Annotated in this window: 31 protein-coding genes; 1 reads left to right on the forward strand and 30 read right to left on the reverse strand. The window is 49.8% G+C overall.

Features of this window, described 5'->3' with window-relative positions:
* Positions 1-38 precede the first annotated feature (38 nt).
* The 27 genes from rpoA to rpsJ form a co-directional block, all read right to left on the reverse strand.
* Positions 39-1028 (reverse strand): DNA-directed RNA polymerase subunit alpha, encoded by a 990-nt coding sequence (gene rpoA / locus FDW88_RS07275; RefSeq protein ID WP_096755434.1) that lies wholly within the window; start codon positions 1026-1028, stop codon positions 39-41.
* Between the two features lie 25 nt (positions 1029-1053).
* A complete protein-coding gene (gene rpsD, locus FDW88_RS07280; protein WP_003031138.1) occupies positions 1054-1674 on the reverse strand; it encodes a 30S ribosomal protein S4 in 621 nt (206 codons plus the stop codon).
* Between the two features lie 32 nt (positions 1675-1706).
* Positions 1707-2096 carry a 30S ribosomal protein S11 gene (rpsK, locus tag FDW88_RS07285; protein WP_003031137.1) on the reverse strand — a complete coding sequence of 130 codons (390 nt, stop codon included), beginning with the start codon at positions 2094-2096 and terminating at the stop codon, positions 1707-1709.
* Positions 2097-2112: 16 nt separating this feature from the next.
* Complete coding sequence (gene rpsM / locus FDW88_RS07290; protein WP_003031135.1) at positions 2113-2469, reverse strand: 30S ribosomal protein S13; 357 nt, start codon at positions 2467-2469, stop codon at positions 2113-2115.
* 146 nt (positions 2470-2615) lie between these two features.
* Positions 2616-2732, reverse strand: coding sequence for a 50S ribosomal protein L36 (gene rpmJ / locus FDW88_RS07295; protein ID WP_000868187.1), 117 nt, complete (start codon positions 2730-2732; stop codon positions 2616-2618).
* Positions 2733-2762: 30 nt separating this feature from the next.
* Positions 2763-4094, reverse strand: coding sequence for a preprotein translocase subunit SecY (secY, locus tag FDW88_RS07300; protein ID WP_001118864.1), 1332 nt, complete (start codon positions 4092-4094; stop codon positions 2763-2765).
* 7 nt (positions 4095-4101) lie between these two features.
* Positions 4102-4536 (reverse strand): 50S ribosomal protein L15, encoded by a 435-nt coding sequence (rplO, locus tag FDW88_RS07305; RefSeq protein ID WP_096759320.1) that lies wholly within the window; start codon positions 4534-4536, stop codon positions 4102-4104.
* 3 nt (positions 4537-4539) lie between these two features.
* The gene (rpmD, locus tag FDW88_RS07310) at positions 4540-4719 is read right to left on the reverse strand and encodes a 50S ribosomal protein L30 (protein ID WP_001140434.1); all 180 of its coding nucleotides are present in this window, start codon (positions 4717-4719) and stop codon (positions 4540-4542) included.
* 3 nt (positions 4720-4722) lie between these two features.
* Positions 4723-5226 (reverse strand): 30S ribosomal protein S5, encoded by a 504-nt coding sequence (gene rpsE, locus FDW88_RS07315; protein WP_003031131.1) that lies wholly within the window; start codon positions 5224-5226, stop codon positions 4723-4725.
* Positions 5227-5240: 14 nt separating this feature from the next.
* Complete coding sequence (gene rplR, locus FDW88_RS07320) at positions 5241-5594, reverse strand: 50S ribosomal protein L18 (protein ID WP_000358960.1); 354 nt, start codon at positions 5592-5594, stop codon at positions 5241-5243.
* Positions 5595-5603: 9 nt separating this feature from the next.
* Positions 5604-6137, reverse strand: coding sequence for a 50S ribosomal protein L6 (gene rplF, locus FDW88_RS07325; RefSeq protein ID WP_096759319.1), 534 nt, complete (start codon positions 6135-6137; stop codon positions 5604-5606).
* 12 nt (positions 6138-6149) lie between these two features.
* Entirely contained in the window at positions 6150-6542 is a 393-nt protein-coding gene (rpsH, locus tag FDW88_RS07330) for a 30S ribosomal protein S8 (protein ID WP_003031127.1), read from the reverse strand.
* Between the two features lie 30 nt (positions 6543-6572).
* Positions 6573-6878: a 30S ribosomal protein S14 gene (gene rpsN, locus FDW88_RS07335; RefSeq protein WP_003031125.1), complete on the reverse strand. Its 306-nt coding sequence runs from the start codon at positions 6876-6878 to the stop codon at positions 6573-6575.
* A 14-nt stretch (positions 6879-6892) separates the two neighbouring features.
* Positions 6893-7432 (reverse strand): 50S ribosomal protein L5, encoded by a 540-nt coding sequence (gene rplE, locus FDW88_RS07340; RefSeq protein WP_003031123.1) that lies wholly within the window; start codon positions 7430-7432, stop codon positions 6893-6895.
* Positions 7433-7446: 14 nt separating this feature from the next.
* Positions 7447-7761, reverse strand: a complete 315-nt coding sequence (gene rplX / locus FDW88_RS07345) for a 50S ribosomal protein L24 (protein ID WP_003031122.1) — start codon at positions 7759-7761, stop codon at positions 7447-7449.
* A 10-nt stretch (positions 7762-7771) separates the two neighbouring features.
* Complete coding sequence (gene rplN / locus FDW88_RS07350; protein WP_000613954.1) at positions 7772-8143, reverse strand: 50S ribosomal protein L14; 372 nt, start codon at positions 8141-8143, stop codon at positions 7772-7774.
* Between the two features lie 162 nt (positions 8144-8305).
* On the reverse strand, positions 8306-8560 hold the full coding sequence (gene rpsQ, locus FDW88_RS07355; protein WP_017460070.1) for a 30S ribosomal protein S17: 255 nt from the start codon (positions 8558-8560) through the stop codon (positions 8306-8308).
* Positions 8560-8751, reverse strand: a complete 192-nt coding sequence (gene rpmC, locus FDW88_RS07360) for a 50S ribosomal protein L29 (protein ID WP_000644742.1) — start codon at positions 8749-8751, stop codon at positions 8560-8562. The genes rpsQ and rpmC overlap by 1 nt, the downstream gene beginning before the upstream one ends.
* Positions 8751-9161, reverse strand: a complete 411-nt coding sequence (rplP, locus tag FDW88_RS07365; RefSeq protein ID WP_000941212.1) for a 50S ribosomal protein L16 — start codon at positions 9159-9161, stop codon at positions 8751-8753. Before rplP ends, rpmC begins: the two co-directional genes overlap by 1 nt.
* A gap of 12 nt (positions 9162-9173) precedes the next feature.
* Entirely contained in the window at positions 9174-9872 is a 699-nt protein-coding gene (gene rpsC / locus FDW88_RS07370; protein ID WP_006817277.1) for a 30S ribosomal protein S3, read from the reverse strand.
* Positions 9873-9889: 17 nt separating this feature from the next.
* Positions 9890-10222 (reverse strand): 50S ribosomal protein L22, encoded by a 333-nt coding sequence (gene rplV, locus FDW88_RS07375; RefSeq protein ID WP_000448832.1) that lies wholly within the window; start codon positions 10220-10222, stop codon positions 9890-9892.
* A gap of 14 nt (positions 10223-10236) precedes the next feature.
* On the reverse strand, positions 10237-10515 hold the full coding sequence (gene rpsS, locus FDW88_RS07380) for a 30S ribosomal protein S19 (protein WP_001138115.1): 279 nt from the start codon (positions 10513-10515) through the stop codon (positions 10237-10239).
* Between the two features lie 16 nt (positions 10516-10531).
* A complete protein-coding gene (gene rplB, locus FDW88_RS07385) occupies positions 10532-11353 on the reverse strand; it encodes a 50S ribosomal protein L2 (RefSeq protein WP_038634702.1) in 822 nt (273 codons plus the stop codon).
* Positions 11354-11370: 17 nt separating this feature from the next.
* Complete coding sequence (gene rplW / locus FDW88_RS07390; protein WP_004868363.1) at positions 11371-11673, reverse strand: 50S ribosomal protein L23; 303 nt, start codon at positions 11671-11673, stop codon at positions 11371-11373.
* Positions 11670-12275, reverse strand: a complete 606-nt coding sequence (rplD, locus tag FDW88_RS07395; RefSeq protein WP_003031119.1) for a 50S ribosomal protein L4 — start codon at positions 12273-12275, stop codon at positions 11670-11672. Before rplD ends, rplW begins: the two co-directional genes overlap by 4 nt.
* Before the next feature lie 10 nt (positions 12276-12285).
* Positions 12286-12915 (reverse strand): 50S ribosomal protein L3, encoded by a 630-nt coding sequence (gene rplC, locus FDW88_RS07400; RefSeq protein ID WP_096759318.1) that lies wholly within the window; start codon positions 12913-12915, stop codon positions 12286-12288.
* A gap of 32 nt (positions 12916-12947) precedes the next feature.
* On the reverse strand, positions 12948-13259 hold the full coding sequence (gene rpsJ, locus FDW88_RS07405; RefSeq protein ID WP_001181005.1) for a 30S ribosomal protein S10: 312 nt from the start codon (positions 13257-13259) through the stop codon (positions 12948-12950).
* Positions 13260-13639: 380 nt separating this feature from the next.
* Here rpsJ and FDW88_RS07410 point away from each other — a divergent pair, with 380 nt between their 5' ends.
* Complete coding sequence (locus FDW88_RS07410) at positions 13640-14107, forward strand: A24 family peptidase (protein WP_137362299.1); 468 nt, start codon at positions 13640-13642, stop codon at positions 14105-14107.
* On the opposite strand, the gene bfr is transcribed toward FDW88_RS07410, so the two are convergent.
* The 3 genes from bfr to FDW88_RS07425 all read right to left on the reverse strand — a co-directional run.
* Entirely contained in the window at positions 14104-14580 is a 477-nt protein-coding gene (gene bfr, locus FDW88_RS07415; RefSeq protein WP_115257340.1) for a bacterioferritin, read from the reverse strand. The genes FDW88_RS07410 and bfr overlap by 4 nt on opposite strands.
* Positions 14581-14649: 69 nt before the next feature.
* Positions 14650-14844, reverse strand: coding sequence for a bacterioferritin-associated ferredoxin (gene bfd, locus FDW88_RS07420; RefSeq protein ID WP_003031111.1), 195 nt, complete (start codon positions 14842-14844; stop codon positions 14650-14652).
* A 184-nt stretch (positions 14845-15028) separates the two neighbouring features.
* Positions 15029-15130, reverse strand: a 102-nt coding sequence (locus FDW88_RS07425) for a hypothetical protein (protein WP_072107067.1), incomplete at its 5' end; no start/stop codon positions are given.

Consider the following 15130-nt stretch of genomic DNA (forward strand, 5'->3'; position numbering starts at 1 on the left):
CCTTATCCTTCTCAGTAAAACCTTAACCTGTGATCCGGTTACTCGTCAGCGATGCTTGCCGGTGGCCAGTTTTCCAGGCGCATGCCCAGAGACAGTCCACGGGAAGCCAGCACGTCTTTAATCTCAGTAAGAGATTTTTTACCAAGGTTAGGCGTCTTAAGAAGCTCAACCTCAGTACGCTGTACCAGATCACCGATATAGTGGATAGCTTCTGCTTTGAGGCAGTTAGCAGAGCGGACAGTCAATTCCAGATCGTCAACAGGGCGCAGCAGGATCGGATCGAACTCTGGTTTCTCTTCTTTAACTTCCGGCTGACGTACATCACGTAAATCAACGAAAGCTTCAAGTTGTTCTGCCAGAATGGTTGCCGCACGACGAATCGCCTCTTCAGGATCGATTGTGCCGTTGGTTTCCATTTCGATGACCAGCTTGTCCAGGTCGGTACGCTGTTCTACACGCGCAGCTTCAACATTGTAGGCAATACGCTCTACAGGGCTGTAGCAGGCGTCGACCAGCAGACGGCCGATTGGGCGCTCATCTTCTTCCGAATGAATTCGGGTAGAAGCCGGCACATAACCACGACCGCGCTGAACTTTGATACGCATGCTAATAGATGCGTTCTCATCGGTCAGGTGGCAGATCACGTGCTGTGGCTTGACGATTTCGACATCACCATCATGGGTGATATCGGCTGCAGTCACAGGGCCAATGCCAGATTTATTCAAGGTAAGAATAACGTCATCTTTACCCTGAACTCTCACCGCCAGCCCTTTCAGGTTGAGCAGGATTTCCAGGATATCTTCCTGAACGCCTTCTTTGGTGCTGTACTCATGTAGTACACCATCAATCTCAACCTCGGTCACCGCACAACCCGGCATCGATGAGAGCAGAATACGGCGCAGTGCGTTACCCAAAGTATGGCCAAAGCCACGCTCTAAAGGCTCAAGGGTCACCTTGGCGTGCGTCGAACTCAGTTGCTCGATATCTACCAGGCGCGGTTTTAGAAACTCTGTCACAGAACCCTGCATTGTGTCCTCTCTTTGGTACTAAGCTTTACTTGGAGTAAAGCTCGACGATCAGGTGTTCGTTAATGTCCGCAGACAGATCAGAACGCTCCGGCTTACGCTTGAACGTACCTTCCATCTTGCCAGCATCAACTTCCAGCCAGGTTGGCTTTTCACGCTGCTCAGCCAGCTCCAGAGCGGCTTTCACGCGAGACTGCTTCTTCGCTTTCTCACGAATGCTAACAACGTCATTCGGACTAACCTGATAAGAAGCGATGTTAACAACACGACCGTTTACCATAATTGCTTTATGGCTGACCAGCTGACGTGCTTCTGCACGAGTGGCACCGAAGCCCATACGGTATACAACGTTGTCCAGACGACCTTCCAGCAGACCCAACAGGTTTTCACCGGTGTTGCCTTTCAGACGTGCTGCTTCTTTGTAGTAGTTACGGAACTGACGCTCCAGCACACCGTAGATACGGCGAACTTTTTGCTTTTCACGCAACTGCACACCATAGTCAGACAGACGCGGTTTACGCGCACCGTGCTGGCCAGGAGCTTGTTCAATTTTACACTTGGTATCGATCGCGCGAACGCCAGACTTAAGGAATAAGTCAGTGCCCTCACGACGGCTCAGCTTGAGCTTAGGACCCAAATATCTTGCCATTTTCTTTCTCCAACAATCCTAGAAACGAGGCGTTATACGCGACGTTTTTTCGGCGGACGACAACCGTTATGAGGGATCGGAGTCACATCAGTAATATTAGTGATGCGGAAACCAGCGGCGTTCAGAGCACGAACAGTAGATTCGCGACCTGGACCCGGTCCTTTGACCATAACTTCCAGATTCTTGATACCGTATTCTTTTACGGCTTCAGCGCAACGCTCTGCTGCAACCTGAGCTGCAAACGGAGTGGATTTGCGAGAACCACGGAAACCGGAACCACCGGCTGTTGCCCAACCCAGCGCGTTACCCTGACGATCAGTAATGGTAACGATGGTGTTGTTAAAAGAAGCATGGATATGAGCCACGCCGTCAGAGACTTGTTTTCTTACACGTTTACGTGCACGAATTGGTGCCTTTGCCATTATTCAATCACCCCGATTATTTCTTGATCGGTTTGCGCGGACCCTTACGGGTACGTGCGTTGGTCTTGGTACGCTGACCGCGAACCGGGAGACCACGACGATGACGCAAACCGCGATAGCAACCAAGGTCCATAAGGCGCTTGATGCTCATGCTAACTTCACGGCGCAGATCACCTTCAACGACAAATTTGGCAACTTCGTCACGCAGCGTGTCGATTTGTTCTTCAGACAGCTCACTGATCTTAACATCTTCAGCGATACCCGCTGCAGCCAGAATGGCCTTAGAACGGGTCTTGCCGACGCCGTAGATCGAAGTTAATGCGATCACAGCATGTTTCTGATCAGGAATGTTAATGCCTGCTATACGGGCCACTATGCACTCCTACTATTTAATATGTACGCACCATGCTGAAAAGCCCGTTTTCAGGATACTCAAATGGAAACGCACAGACATACAAAAGATTGGCTGGCTAATCTAGCCAGCTCAACCCAACTTTGCAAGAAAAATATGCGAATAAATCAGCCTTGGCGCTGTTTATGCTTTGGCTCGGCACTGCAAATCACACGGATGACACCATCACGCTTAACGATTTTGCAGTTACGGCATAATTTCTTGACGGAAGCACGAACTTTCATTTTTACTCTCCGTAACTTCTCGGGCGACTGTTAACGGCCGTAGCCTTTCAGATTCGCCTTCTTCAATGCAGACTCATACTGACTTGACATCATCAGAGTTTGCACTTGAGCCATAAAGTCCATAATCACGACAACAACGATAAGCAGTGAGGTTCCACCGAAGTAGAACGGTACTTTCATTGCATCACGCATGAACTCCGGGATCAGGCAGATAAAGGTAATGTAAAGCGCACCAACCAAGGTCAGGCGGGTCATTACTTTATCGATATACTTCGCCGTTTGCTCTCCCGGACGAATTCCTGGTACAAATGCACCGGACTTCTTCAGGTTATCTGCTGTTTCACGCGGGTTGAAAACCAACGCCGTGTAAAAGAAACAGAAGAAGATGATTGCAGACGCATAGAGTAACACATAAAGCGGTTGCCCAGGCTGCAAATACAGCGAAATTGTTGTCAGCCAGTTCCAACCAGTACCGCCCCCGAACCATGACGCGATGGTCGCCGGGAACAGAATAATACTGGAAGCGAAGATTGCTGGGATAACCCCGGCCATATTCACTTTCAGCGGTAAATGTGTGCTCTGTGCAGCATAGACACGACGACCTTGCTGACGTTTCGCGTAGTTTACCACAATGCGGCGTTGACCACGTTCAACAAATACAACAAAGAACGTCACTGCAAATACTAATACTGCAACCAACAGCAACACGAGGAAGTGCAGGTCGCCTTGACGCGCTTGCTCGATAGTATGGGCAATGGCTGGCGGGAGTCCCGCGACGATACCGGCGAAGATAATGATTGAGATACCGTTGCCGATACCACGTTCAGTAATCTGTTCACCCAACCACATCAGGAACATTGTCCCTGTAACCAGACTTACAACAGCGGTGAAATAGAATGCAAAACCTGGATTCATCACCAGGCCTTGCATACCAGGCATATTCGGCAGACCGGTAGCAATACCGATCGACTGGAATATAGCCAGCACCAGAGTACCGTAGCGGGTGTACTGGCTGATCTTACGACGACCAGACTCCCCTTCTTTCTTAATTTCCGCCAACGTTGGATGAACCACCGTCAGCAACTGGATAATGATCGACGCCGAAATATACGGCATGATCCCCAGAGCAAAGATAGAAGCACGGCTGAGAGCACCACCAGAGAACATGTTGAACATTTCAATGATGGTGCCTCGCTGTTGCTCAAGCAGTTTGGCAAGTACAGCGGCATCAATACCAGGGATCGGAATGAAAGAGCCAATACGGAACACAATCAGCGCGCCGATAACAAACAGCAGTCTGCGTTTCAGCTCGCCTAAGCCACCTTTGGCACTTTGAAAATCTAATCCCGGTTGTTTAGCCATCTGCTACTTATTCCTCGATTTTACCGCCAGCAGCTTCGATAGCAGCACGAGCGCCTTTAGTAACACGCAGGCCACGAACAGTTACCGGAGTAGTGACTTCACCAGCCAGGATCACTTTCGCGAACTCGATCTGGATACCGATAATGTTTGCTGCTTTCAGCGTATTCAGGTCTACAACACCGCCTTCAACTTTAGCCAGGTCAGACAGACGAACTTCGGCTGTGATCGCTGATTTACGTGAAGTGAAGCCGAATTTCGGCAGACGACGGTACAGAGGCATCTGACCACCTTCGAACCCGCGACGTACGCCACCGCCAGAACGAGACTTCTGACCTTTGTGACCACGACCACCGGTTTTACCGAGGCCAGAACCGATACCACGACCCAGGCGGCGAGCCGCTTTTTTAGAGCCTTCGGCCGGAGACAGAGTATTTAAACGCATCTCTTACTCCTCAACTTTAACCATGAAGGAAACCGCGTTGACCATACCACGAACAGCAGGAGTATCCTCGCGTTCTACGGTGTGACCAATACGACGCAGACCCAGGCCAAGCAGCGTTGCCTTGTGTTTCGGCAGACGACCGATTGCACTGCGGGTTTGAGTAATTTTAATAGTCTTTGCCATGGTTTATTTCCCCAGAATTTCTTCAACGGATTTACCACGCTTGGCAGCGACCATTTCCGGAGATTTCATATTTTCCAAACCATCGATAGTTGCACGAACCACGTTAATCGGGTTGGTGGAACCATACGCTTTAGCCAGAACGTTACGAACTCCAGCGACTTCCAGAACGGCGCGCATTGCACCACCGGCGATGATACCGGTACCTTCGGAAGCCGGCTGCATGAAGACACGAGAACCCGTGTGAGTACCCTTAACCGGGTGCTGCAGGGTGCCGTGGTTCAGCGCGACGTTAATCATATTGCGACGGGCTTTTTCCATCGCTTTCTGGATCGCTGCTGGAACTTCACGCGCTTTACCGTAACCAAAACCAACGCGACCGTTACCATCGCCAACTACAGTCAGAGCTGTGAAGGAGAAAATACGACCACCTTTAACGGTTTTAGATACGCGGTTAACCGCGATCAGCTTTTCCTGCAGTTCGCCAGCTTGTTTTTCGATGTGAGCCATCTTACACCTCTACCTTAGAACTGAAGGCCAGCTTCACGGGCAGCATCTGCCAGTGCCTGGACACGACCATGATATTGGAACCCGGAACGGTCAAAGGATACATCTTTGATGCCTTTTTCCAGAGCGCGTTCAGCAACAGCTTTACCTACAGCTGCAGCAGCGTCTTTGTTACCGGTGTACTTCAATTGTTCAGCGATAGCTTTTTCTACAGTAGAAGCAGCTACCAGAACTTCAGAACCGTTCGGTGCAATTACCTGTGCGTAAATATGACGCGGGGTACGATGTACCACCAGGCGAGTTGCACCCAGCTCCTGGAGCTTGCGGCGTGCGCGGGTCGCACGACGGATACGAGCAGATTTCTTATCCATAGTGTTACCTTACTTCTTCTTAGCCTCTTTGGTACGCACGACTTCGTCGGCGTAACGAACACCCTTGCCTTTATATGGCTCAGGACGACGGTAGGCGCGCAGATCTGCTGCAACCTGACCGATCAGCTGTTTATCAGCGCCTTTCAGCACGATTTCAGTCTGGGTCGGACATTCTGCAGTAATACCTGCCGGCAGCTCATGATCAACGGGATGAGAGAAACCTAAAGCCAGGTTTACTACATTCCCTTTGACCGCTGCGCGGTAACCTACACCAACCAGCTGCAGCTTCTTAGTGAAGCCTTCGGTAACACCGACAACCATTGAGTTCAGCAGGGCACGCGCGGTACCAGCCTGAGCCCAACCATCTACGTAACCATCACGCGGACCGAAGGTCAGTGCATTATCTGCATGATTAACTTCAACAGCATCGTTGAGAGTACGAGTCAGCTCGCCGTTCTTACCTTTGATCGTAATAACCTGACCGCTGATTTTTACATCAACGCCGGCAGGAATAACGACCGGTGCTTTAGCAACACGAGACATTTTTTCCTCCGATTAGGCTACGTAGCAGATAATTTCGCCACCAAGACCAGCTTGGCGCGCTGCACGATCAGTCATAACACCTTTAGAGGTAGAAACAACTGCGATACCCATGCCAGCCATAACTTTTGGCAGCTCGTCTTTACGCTTATAAATGCGCAGACCTGGGCGACTGACACGCTGAATGCTTTCTACAACAGCTTTACCCTGGAAATACTTAAGAGTAAGTTCCAGTTCCGGCTTGGTGTCGCCTTCAACTTTAAAATCTTCAATAAAACCTTCTTCCTTCAGCACGTTGGCAATTGCCACTTTCAGCTTGGAGGAAGGCATGGTGACCGCAGCTTTATTCGCGGCCTGACCGTTACGGATACGGGTCAGCATATCCGCGATCGGATCTTGCATGCTCATCTGTCTTTACTCCCGTGATTCAATTGGTAATTACCAGCTAGCCTTTTTCAAGCCCGGTACTTCACCGCGCATAGCGGCTTCACGAAGCTTAATACGGCTCAACCCGAACTTGCCCACATAGCCATGCGGACGACCTGTTTGACGGCAGCGGTTACGCTGACGAGACGGGCTGGAATCACGCGGCAGAGACTGCAGCTTCAGAACTGCGTTCCAACGATCTTCGTCGGTCGCGTTCACATCAGAGATAATAGCCTTCAGTTCAGCGCGTTTTGCGAAGTACTTATCAGCTAAAGCTACGCGCTTTACTTCGCGTGCTTTCATTGATTGCTTAGCCATTCAGTAACCCTACCTTACTTGCGGAACGGGAAGTCAAAGGCAGCCAGCAGAGCACGGCCTTCTTCATCAGATTTCGCAGTAGTGGTAATGGTAATATCCAAACCACGCACGCGGTCGACTTTATCGTAGTCGATTTCTGGGAAGATGATCTGCTCACGGACACCCATGCTGTAGTTACCACGACCGTCGAAAGACTTAGCGGACAAGCCACGGAAGTCACGGATACGTGGAACAGCAATAGTGATCAGGCGCTCAAAGAACTCCCACATGCGTTCGCCACGCAGAGTTACTTTACAGCCGATCGGATAGCCCTGACGGATTTTGAAGCCTGCAACAGATTTGCGTGCTTTGGTGATCAACGGCTTTTGACCGGAGATTGCTGTCAGATCAGCTGCTGCGTTATCCAGCAGTTTCTTGTCAGCGATCGCTTCACCAACACCCATGTTCAGGGTGATCTTCTCGACCCGAGGGACTTGCATGACAGAATTGTAGTTAAACTCAGTCATGAGTTTAGCGACTACTTCGTCTTTGTAGTAATCATGCAGTTTCGCCATCGTACTACTCCAAATTACTTGATAGTTTCGCTGTTAGACTTGAAGAAACGGACTTTTTTGCCATCTTCGAATCTAAAGCCTACACGGTCAGCCTTGCCGGTTGCCGCGTTGAAGATAGCAAGGTTAGAGATCTGAATAGCTGCTTCTTTCTCTACAATGCCGCCTGGTTGGTTCAGGGCCGGAACCGGCTTCTGATGTTTCTTAACCAGGTTGATACCTTCAACAATGACCTTGCCGGAAGACAGGACATTTTTTACTTTACCGCGTTTACCTTTATCTTTACCGGTTAACACGATAACTTCGTCATCACGACGGATCTTCGCTGCCATGATTCGCTCCTTAGAGTACTTCTGGTGCCAGAGAGATAATTTTCATGAACTTCTCGTTACGAAGTTCACGAGTTACCGGCCCAAAAATACGCGTACCGATAGGTTGCTCACTGTTATTGTTTAAAATAACGCATGCATTACCATCGAAGCGAATGACAGAACCGTCCGGGCGACGAACACCCTTCTTGGTGCGCACCACTACCGCCTTCAGCACATCACCTTTTTTGACCTTACCACGCGGAATTGCTTCCTTGATGGTGATCTTGATGATGTCGCCTACGCCTGCGTAGCGACGGTGCGAGCCACCCAGAACCTTGATACACATTACGCGACGTGCACCGGAGTTGTCGGCGACGTTCAGCATAGTCTGTTCTTGGATCATTTTAGTGCTCCGCTAATGTCAACTACTACTGAGACCCGAAAATCAGGTCGTTAAAAAGCCCCATATCGGGGGCGCGGCATTATAACACCGCTTCAACGATATGGGTAGAAAAAATAAACGGCTCATCGCTGAGCCGTTTATTCGTTGAGAATGCATACTCTATTACAGAATAGCTTTCTCTACAACGCGAACCAGCGTCCAGGACTTAGTCTTGGACAGCGGACGGCATTCGCGGATTTCAACCACGTCACCAGTACCGCATTCGTTGTTCTCGTCATGTACGTGCAGTTTGGTCGTACGCTTGATGAATTTACCGTAGATCGGGTGTTTCACAAAACGTTCGATAGCAACAACAATGGATTTCTCCATTTTGTCGCTAACAACGCGACCTTGCAGAGTACGGATTTTATCGGTCATTACGCACCCGCCTTCTCAGTCAGTAAAGTCTTAACGCGTGCGACATCACGACGCACTTGCTTCAACAGGTGAGACTGTTGCAGCTGGCCACTTGCAGCCTGCATACGCAGGTTGAACTGCTCACGCAGCAGATTCAGCAGCTCGGTGTTCAGCTCTTCAACACTCTTCTCACGCAGCTCTTTTGCTTTCATTACATCACCGTCTTAGTTACAAAGGTGGTTTTAATCGGCAGTTTCGCTGCTGCCAGCTTGAATGCTTCACGGGCCAGCTCTTCCGGTACACCGTCCATTTCATACAGGACTTTACCCGGCTGAATCAAGGCAACCCAATACTCCACGTTACCTTTACCTTTACCCATACGCACTGCCAGCGGCTTTTCAGTGATCGGTTTGTCCGGGAATACACGGATCCAGATCTTACCTTGACGCTTAACTGCACGGGTCATAGCACGACGTGCTGCTTCGATCTGACGGGCAGTCAGACGACCACGGCCAACAGCTTTCAGACCGAAGCTGCCGAAGCTAACATCCGTACCCTGCGCCAGACCGCGGTTACGGCCTTTGTGCATTTTACGGAATTTTGTACGCTTTGGTTGTAACATCAGCGACGCTCCTTATTTACGGCCTTTACGCTGCTGCTTTTTAGGTTGAGCAGCCGGTTCCGGTTGTTCAACAGCAGCCATACCACCCAGGATCTCGCCTTTGAAGATCCATACCTTAACGCCGATTACACCGTAAGTGGTGTGCGCTTCAGAGGTGTTGTAGTCGATGTCAGCACGCAGAGTGTGCAGCGGTACGCGACCTTCGCGGTACCATTCGGTACGTGCGATTTCCGCGCCGCCCAGACGGCCGCTAACTTCAACTTTAATACCTTTAGCGCCCAGACGCATTGCGTTCTGTACAGCACGCTTCATAGCACGACGGAACATAACACGACGTTCCAGCTGAGAAGTGATGCTGTCAGCAACTAATTTTGCGTCCAGTTCAGGCTTACGCACTTCGGCGATATTGATCTGGGCAGGAACGCCAGCAATATCAGCTACGACTTTGCGCAGTTTTTCTACGTCTTCGCCTTTCTTACCGATAACGATACCCGGGCGAGCGGTGTGAATGGTCACACGGATGCTCTTAGCCGGACGCTCGATAACGATACGAGATACAGACGCTTTAGCCAGTTCCTTAGTCAGGTACTGACGTACTTTAAAATCGCTGTCCAGGTTGTCAGCGAATTCTTTGGTGTTCGCAAACCAGGTTGAGTTCCATGGTTTTACAATACCCAGGCGAATACCATTAGGATGTACTTTCTGACCCATTGCTAGTCTCCAGAGTCTCAGCGATCGGACACAACCACAGTAATGTGGCTGGTGCGCTTCAGGATGCGATCTGCACGACCTTTTGCACGCGGCATAATGCGCTTCATGCTAGGGCCTTCGTCTACGAAAATTTTCGTAACTTTCAGATCGTCAATGTCAGCGCCATCGTTGTGTTCAGCGTTAGCAATGGCAGATTCCAGGACTTTCTTAACCAGTACAGCCGCTTTCTTATTGGTGTAGGTCAGAATATCCAGAGCCTGCGACACTTTCTTACCGCGAATCAGGTCTGCAACAAGGCGAACCTTCTGAGCAGAAGAACGAGCATGGCGATGTTGAGCTAAAGTTTCCATCTCTTCCTCCTACCTTATTTCTTCTTCGCTTTTTTATCAGCAGCATGGCCGCGATAAGTACGAGTCGGTGCGAATTCACCCAGTTTGTGACCGACCATTTCGTCGGAAACAAATACCGGAACGTGCTGACGACCATTATGGACAGCGATGGTCAAACCGATCATGTTAGGAAAGATCGTTGAACGACGGGACCAAGTGCGCAGGGGCTTCTTGTCTCCGCTTTCCACCGCTTTCTCTACCTTCTTCAGCAAGTGCAGGTCAATAAAAGGACCTTTCTTGAGAGAACGTGGCATGGCTTATCCTCTAAAATTATTTGCTACGGCGACGTACGATGAATTTATCAGTACGCTTGTTGCTGCGGGTCTTCTTACCTTTGGTCTGAACGCCCCACGGAGTTACCGGGTGCTTACCAAAGTTACGACCTTCACCACCACCATGTGGGTGATCGACTGGGTTCATCGCAGTACCGCGAACGGTAGGACGAACACCACGCCAGCGTGCAGCACCTGCTTTACCCAGAACGCGCAGCATATGCTCAGCATTGCCAACTTCGCCCAGAGTTGCACGGCAGTCTGCTTCGACTTTACGCATTTCACCAGAACGCAGACGCAGGGTGACATAAGCACCATCACGAGCAACGATCTGAACGTAAGTACCAGCGGAACGTGCCAGCTGACCGCCTTTACCTGGTTTCATTTCTACGTTATGAACGGTAGAACCAACCGGGATATTGCGCATCGGCAGGGTGTTACCTGCTTTGATTGCAGCATCAACGCCAGATTGAACCTGGTCGCCAGCTTTCAGGCCTTTAGGGGCCAGGATGTAACGACGTTCGCCGTCTTTGTACAGAACCAGCGCGATGTTCGCGGAACGGTTCGGATCGTACTCAAGACGTTCAACAATTGCCGGGATACCGTCTTTGTTGCGTTTGAAGTCAACGATACGATAAGCCTGCTTGTGACCACCACCGATGTGACGAGTGGTGATACGGCCATTGTTGTTACGACCACCGGATTTGCTGTTTTTTTCAACCAGCGGAGCAAAAGGTTTGCCCTTGTGCAGCTCTGGGTTGACCACTTTAACAACGTGGCGACGACCCGGAGATGTCGGTTTACATTTAACAACTGCCATTGTATTACTCCTCCGACTTACTCAGCGCCGCCGACGAAGTCCAGATTCTGGCCTTCCTTCAGGGTGACGTAAGCTTTTTTCCAGTCGCTACGACGACCGATACGCTGTCCGTGACGTTTAACTTTCCCTTTAACAACCAGGGTGTTAACGACTTCGACTTCGACTTCAAACAGTTTCTGCACAGCAGCTTTGATTTCTGCTTTGGTCGCGTCTTTAGCAACTTTGAGAACGATGGTATTGGTTTTTTCCATCGCAGCAGACGCTTTTTCAGAAACGTGCGGTGCGCGCAGCACCTTCAGCAAACGTTCTTCACGAATCATGCCAGCATCTCCTCAACTTGCTTAACAGCATCAGCAGTCATTACGACTTTGTCGAAGGCGATCAGGCTAACCGGGTCGATACCAGTTGCATCGCGTACGTCAACCTTGTGCAGGTTGCGCGCAGCCAGGAACAGGTTTTCGTCCAGCTCACCGGTGATGATCAGCACATCTTCCAGAGCCATGTCTTTCAGTTTCTGTGCCAGCAGCTTAGTTTTAGGCGCTTCTACAGAGAATGATTCGACAACGATCAGACGATCCTGACGTACCAGTTCGGACAGAATGCTTTTCAGCGCGCCGCGGTACATCTTTTTGTTAACTTTTTGACTGTGGTCCTGCGGGCGAGCAGCGAAGGTTACGCCACCGGAACGCCAGATCGGGCTCTTGATAGAACCTGAACGCGCACGGCCGGTACCTTTCTGGCGCCACGGCTTTTTGCCTGAACCAGTTACTTCAGCACGAGTCTTCTGAGCACGAGTACCCTGACGAGCACCAGCTGCATAAGCAACAACAACCTGGTGAACCAGCGCTTCGTTGAAATCACGACCGAAGGTAGTTTCGGAAACAGTCAGCGCGCTCTGCGCGTCTTTCAATACTAATTCCATTGCTATCCCCTTACGCCTTCACAGCTGGTTTAACGATCAGGTCGCAACCGGTCGCACCCGGAACACCACCTTTAACCAGCAGCAGGTTGCGCTCAGCGTCAACGCGTACTACGTCAAGGCTCTGAACGGTGACACGCTCGTTACCCATCTGACCTGCCATTTTCTTGCCTTTGAACACTTTGCCCGGAGTCTGGTTCTGACCGATAGAACCCGGAACGCGGTGAGACAAGGAGTTACCGTGAGTCGCGTCCTGGGTACGGAAGTTCCAGCGCTTAACGGTACCAGCGAAACCTTTACCTTTAGAGGTACCGGTTACGTCAACTTTTTTAACGTCAGCAAACAGTTCAACGCTAATGTTCTGACCAACGGTGTATTCTTCACCATCTGCCAGACGGAACTCCCACAGGCCGCGGCCAGCTTCTACGCCAGCTTTAGCAAAGTGACCAGCTTCCGGCTTGGTTACACGGTTAGCTTTTTTAGCACCAGTGGTAACCTGAACAGCGCGATAGCCATCGTTAGCCAGATCTTTGATCTGAGTAACGCGGTTTGCTTCAACTTCGATAACGGTTACTGGGATAGATACGCCATCTTCAGTGAAGATGCGGGTCATACCCACTTTTTTACCGACTAAACCAATCATTGTATCAACCTCTCAATCGCTCGATGACCTGATTAACCCAGGCTGATCTGCACGTCTACACCGGCAGCCAGGTCCAGACGCATCAGAGCATCAACGGTTTTTTCAGTTGGCTCAACGATGTCAACCAGACGCTTGTGAGTGCGAATTTCGTACTGATCACGCGCGTCTTTGTTAACGTGCGGAGAGATCAGAACGGTAAAGCGCTCTTTGCGGGTCGGCAGCGGGATCGGACCACGAACCTGCGCACCAGTGCGCTTGGCAGTCTCGACGATTTCCGCGGTTGATTGATCGATCAGACGATGATCAAACGCTTTCAAACGGATACGGATTCTTTGGTTCTGCATGAGACCAGAGCTCCAATTATTTTATAGACGAAATAGTTACTCCTCAAACCCATTACGATTGATGGGAGAGTGTAACCGTTCTTACAGAGTTCCCCGATTGGGAACATTGTCTGGTATCGCTTTCGCAGTACCGGTGGCTCATATCGAACCGCTGTCAATATTAGACAAGCCCGCGCATTATACGTAAATCTCAGCCTTACGCAAGTGCCGTGTAGATATTAATCACTCAACCAGTAATGCGAGCCCGATTCCGCTCTGAATGCAGAGGTTTTTGTTCATCGTAATTTCTCCGGAAGGAAGCCAACAGAATGAGCAATCAAGCCTTGTATGGTCAGCACGATTTCTTGAAGGTGGCATCTATTTCCACATAGGATTCGCGCATGTACGCCGACCTCCCCTTTCTGTTTTTCTACATTTCATTATGCGGGCTACTTTGGGCCCAGGATTTACGTACCGGGTTATTACCCGACAAGTTCACCTGCCCTCTGCTCTGGTGCGGTCTTATTTACTACCAGTGCTGTAAACCGGCACTGTTATCCGACGCACTTTGGGGAGCCATAGCAGGCTATAGCGCATTTTCGCTGATCTACTGGAGTTACCGCCTGGTGCGGCGTTATGAGGGATTAGGCTATGGTGATGTAAAATTCCTCGCCGCCTTGGGTGCCTGGCATCGGTGGGAATCATTACCGCTATTGGTCTTCCTTGCGGCTTGTTTAGCGTGCTGCATGATGGGAGCTGATTATGTAAGACACGGAAAAAAAGGACTAAAAAACCCGCTGCCTTTTGGACCCTATCTGGCGGCTGCGGGTTTTATTATTGGCGGGGTAAATCTGGTACGGGGCTTTTAGTCACTGACTTTAATTTGCGACTGCAGGTAATTTTGCAATCCCAGTTTTCCAATCAGATCCAGCTCCGTTTCGAGCCAGTCGATATGCCCTTCTTCGTCGGTGAGGATCTCTATCATCATATCCCGACTGACATAGTCATGAACGCTATCGGCATAGGCAATGGCTTCACGTAAATCTTTTGCGCCATCCAGCTCAAGTCGAAGATCTGACTGAAGCATCTCCTCAACGTCTTCACCAATCCCCAACTTACCCAAGTCCTGTAAATTTGGGAGCCCTTCTAAAAACAAAATACGCTCGATGTATTTATCGGCGTGTTTCATCTCATCAATAGATTCATGGTACTCAACATCATTGAGCCGAGTCAGCCCCCAGTTTTTAAACATTCGGGCATGAAGAAAATACTGGTTGATCGCGACAAGCTCATTTCCCAATAGTTTATTGAGATAACTTATGATTTTAACATCACCTTTCATTTTATAGTCCCTCCGCTTCCACTCTTAGAGCGTAGATGGGGCTACAGGGATGTCAAAAAAAAGTGTGACTTAGGCGATCTCTTTAAATTCTGGCATTTGTGTTAATTCATCTTGCATCACTTCACGCGCAGCGCGAATGCATTTACCACATTGATTTCCAACAGGAATAAATTTTCGTAATTGTTGAAAAGATTGCGGATGAAACTGGCGAACAGCCTGACGAATTTTTTTATCACTTATCGCATTACACAAACAAACGTACATGATCGCTCCCGTTCAATTTATGCGCAAAGTGTAAATGAGAATAGTTATGATTACAATAGCACAATACTGTTTGTATGCCGACGCGGCTTGCGAAAAATGCGAATAAATATTACAGGTGTCAAATATCAGGCAGCAAAAAGGGCGCCTAAGCGCCCTTTTCAATTCAAAACTAATTAACGAGTAATTAGCTCAGAACTTTAGCAACAACGCCCGCACCAACAGTACGGCCGCCTTCACGGATTGCGAAACGCAGACCGTCGTCCATCGCGATCGGGTGGATCAGGGT

Origin of the sequence: Citrobacter sp. wls829 (assembly GCF_005280825.1) — a bacterium.
Taxonomy (GTDB): domain Bacteria; phylum Pseudomonadota; class Gammaproteobacteria; order Enterobacterales; family Enterobacteriaceae; genus Citrobacter; species Citrobacter gillenii.

Excerpts from the sequence above, each read along its gene's own strand:
- rpoA (WP_096755434.1), bottom strand. The coding sequence starts at position 1,028 with ATGCAGGGTTCTGTGACAGAGTTTCTAAAACCGCGCCTGGTAGATATC.
- rpsD (WP_003031138.1), bottom strand. The coding sequence starts at position 1,674 with ATGGCAAGATATTTGGGTCCTAAGCTCAAGCTGAGCCGTCGTGAGGGC.
- rpsK (WP_003031137.1), bottom strand. The coding sequence starts at position 2,096 with ATGGCAAAGGCACCAATTCGTGCACGTAAACGTGTAAGAAAACAAGTC.
- rpmJ (WP_000868187.1), bottom strand. The coding sequence starts at position 2,732 with ATGAAAGTTCGTGCTTCCGTCAAGAAATTATGCCGTAACTGCAAAATC.
- secY (WP_001118864.1), bottom strand. The coding sequence starts at position 4,094 with ATGGCTAAACAACCGGGATTAGATTTTCAAAGTGCCAAAGGTGGCTTA.
- rplO (WP_096759320.1), bottom strand. The coding sequence starts at position 4,536 with ATGCGTTTAAATACTCTGTCTCCGGCCGAAGGCTCTAAAAAAGCGGCT.
- rpmD (WP_001140434.1), bottom strand. The coding sequence starts at position 4,719 with ATGGCAAAGACTATTAAAATTACTCAAACCCGCAGTGCAATCGGTCGT.
- rpsE (WP_003031131.1), bottom strand. The coding sequence starts at position 5,226 with ATGGCTCACATCGAAAAACAAGCTGGCGAACTGCAGGAAAAGCTGATC.
- rplR (WP_000358960.1), bottom strand. The coding sequence starts at position 5,594 with ATGGATAAGAAATCTGCTCGTATCCGTCGTGCGACCCGCGCACGCCGC.
- rplF (WP_096759319.1), bottom strand. The coding sequence starts at position 6,137 with ATGTCTCGTGTTGCTAAAGCACCGGTCGTTATTCCTGCCGGCGTTGAT.
- rpsH (WP_003031127.1), bottom strand. The coding sequence starts at position 6,542 with ATGAGCATGCAAGATCCGATCGCGGATATGCTGACCCGTATCCGTAAC.
- rpsN (WP_003031125.1), bottom strand. The coding sequence starts at position 6,878 with ATGGCTAAGCAATCAATGAAAGCACGCGAAGTAAAGCGCGTAGCTTTA.
- rplE (WP_003031123.1), bottom strand. The coding sequence starts at position 7,432 with ATGGCGAAACTGCATGATTACTACAAAGACGAAGTAGTCGCTAAACTC.
- rplX (WP_003031122.1), bottom strand. The coding sequence starts at position 7,761 with ATGGCAGCGAAGATCCGTCGTGATGACGAAGTTATCGTGTTAACCGGT.
- rplN (WP_000613954.1), bottom strand. The coding sequence starts at position 8,143 with ATGATCCAAGAACAGACTATGCTGAACGTCGCCGACAACTCCGGTGCA.
- rpsQ (WP_017460070.1), bottom strand. The coding sequence starts at position 8,560 with ATGACCGATAAAATCCGTACTCTGCAAGGTCGCGTTGTTAGCGACAAA.
- rpmC (WP_000644742.1), bottom strand. The coding sequence starts at position 8,751 with ATGAAAGCAAAAGAGCTGCGTGAGAAGAGTGTTGAAGAGCTGAACACC.
- rplP (WP_000941212.1), bottom strand. The coding sequence starts at position 9,161 with ATGTTACAACCAAAGCGTACAAAATTCCGTAAAATGCACAAAGGCCGT.
- rpsC (WP_006817277.1), bottom strand. The coding sequence starts at position 9,872 with ATGGGTCAGAAAGTACATCCTAATGGTATTCGCCTGGGTATTGTAAAA.
- rplV (WP_000448832.1), bottom strand. The coding sequence starts at position 10,222 with ATGGAAACTTTAGCTCAACATCGCCATGCTCGTTCTTCTGCTCAGAAG.
- rpsS (WP_001138115.1), bottom strand. The coding sequence starts at position 10,515 with ATGCCACGTTCTCTCAAGAAAGGTCCTTTTATTGACCTGCACTTGCTG.
- rplB (WP_038634702.1), bottom strand. The coding sequence starts at position 11,353 with ATGGCAGTTGTTAAATGTAAACCGACATCTCCGGGTCGTCGCCACGTT.
- rplW (WP_004868363.1), bottom strand. The coding sequence starts at position 11,673 with ATGATTCGTGAAGAACGTTTGCTGAAGGTGCTGCGCGCACCGCACGTT.
- rplD (WP_003031119.1), bottom strand. The coding sequence starts at position 12,275 with ATGGAATTAGTATTGAAAGACGCGCAGAGCGCGCTGACTGTTTCCGAA.
- rplC (WP_096759318.1), bottom strand. The coding sequence starts at position 12,915 with ATGATTGGTTTAGTCGGTAAAAAAGTGGGTATGACCCGCATCTTCACT.
- rpsJ (WP_001181005.1), bottom strand. The coding sequence starts at position 13,259 with ATGCAGAACCAAAGAATCCGTATCCGTTTGAAAGCGTTTGATCATCGT.
- FDW88_RS07410 (WP_137362299.1), top strand. The coding sequence starts at position 13,640 with ATGTACGCCGACCTCCCCTTTCTGTTTTTCTACATTTCATTATGCGGG.
- bfr (WP_115257340.1), bottom strand. The coding sequence starts at position 14,580 with ATGAAAGGTGATGTTAAAATCATAAGTTATCTCAATAAACTATTGGGA.
- bfd (WP_003031111.1), bottom strand. The coding sequence starts at position 14,844 with ATGTACGTTTGTTTGTGTAATGCGATAAGTGATAAAAAAATTCGTCAG.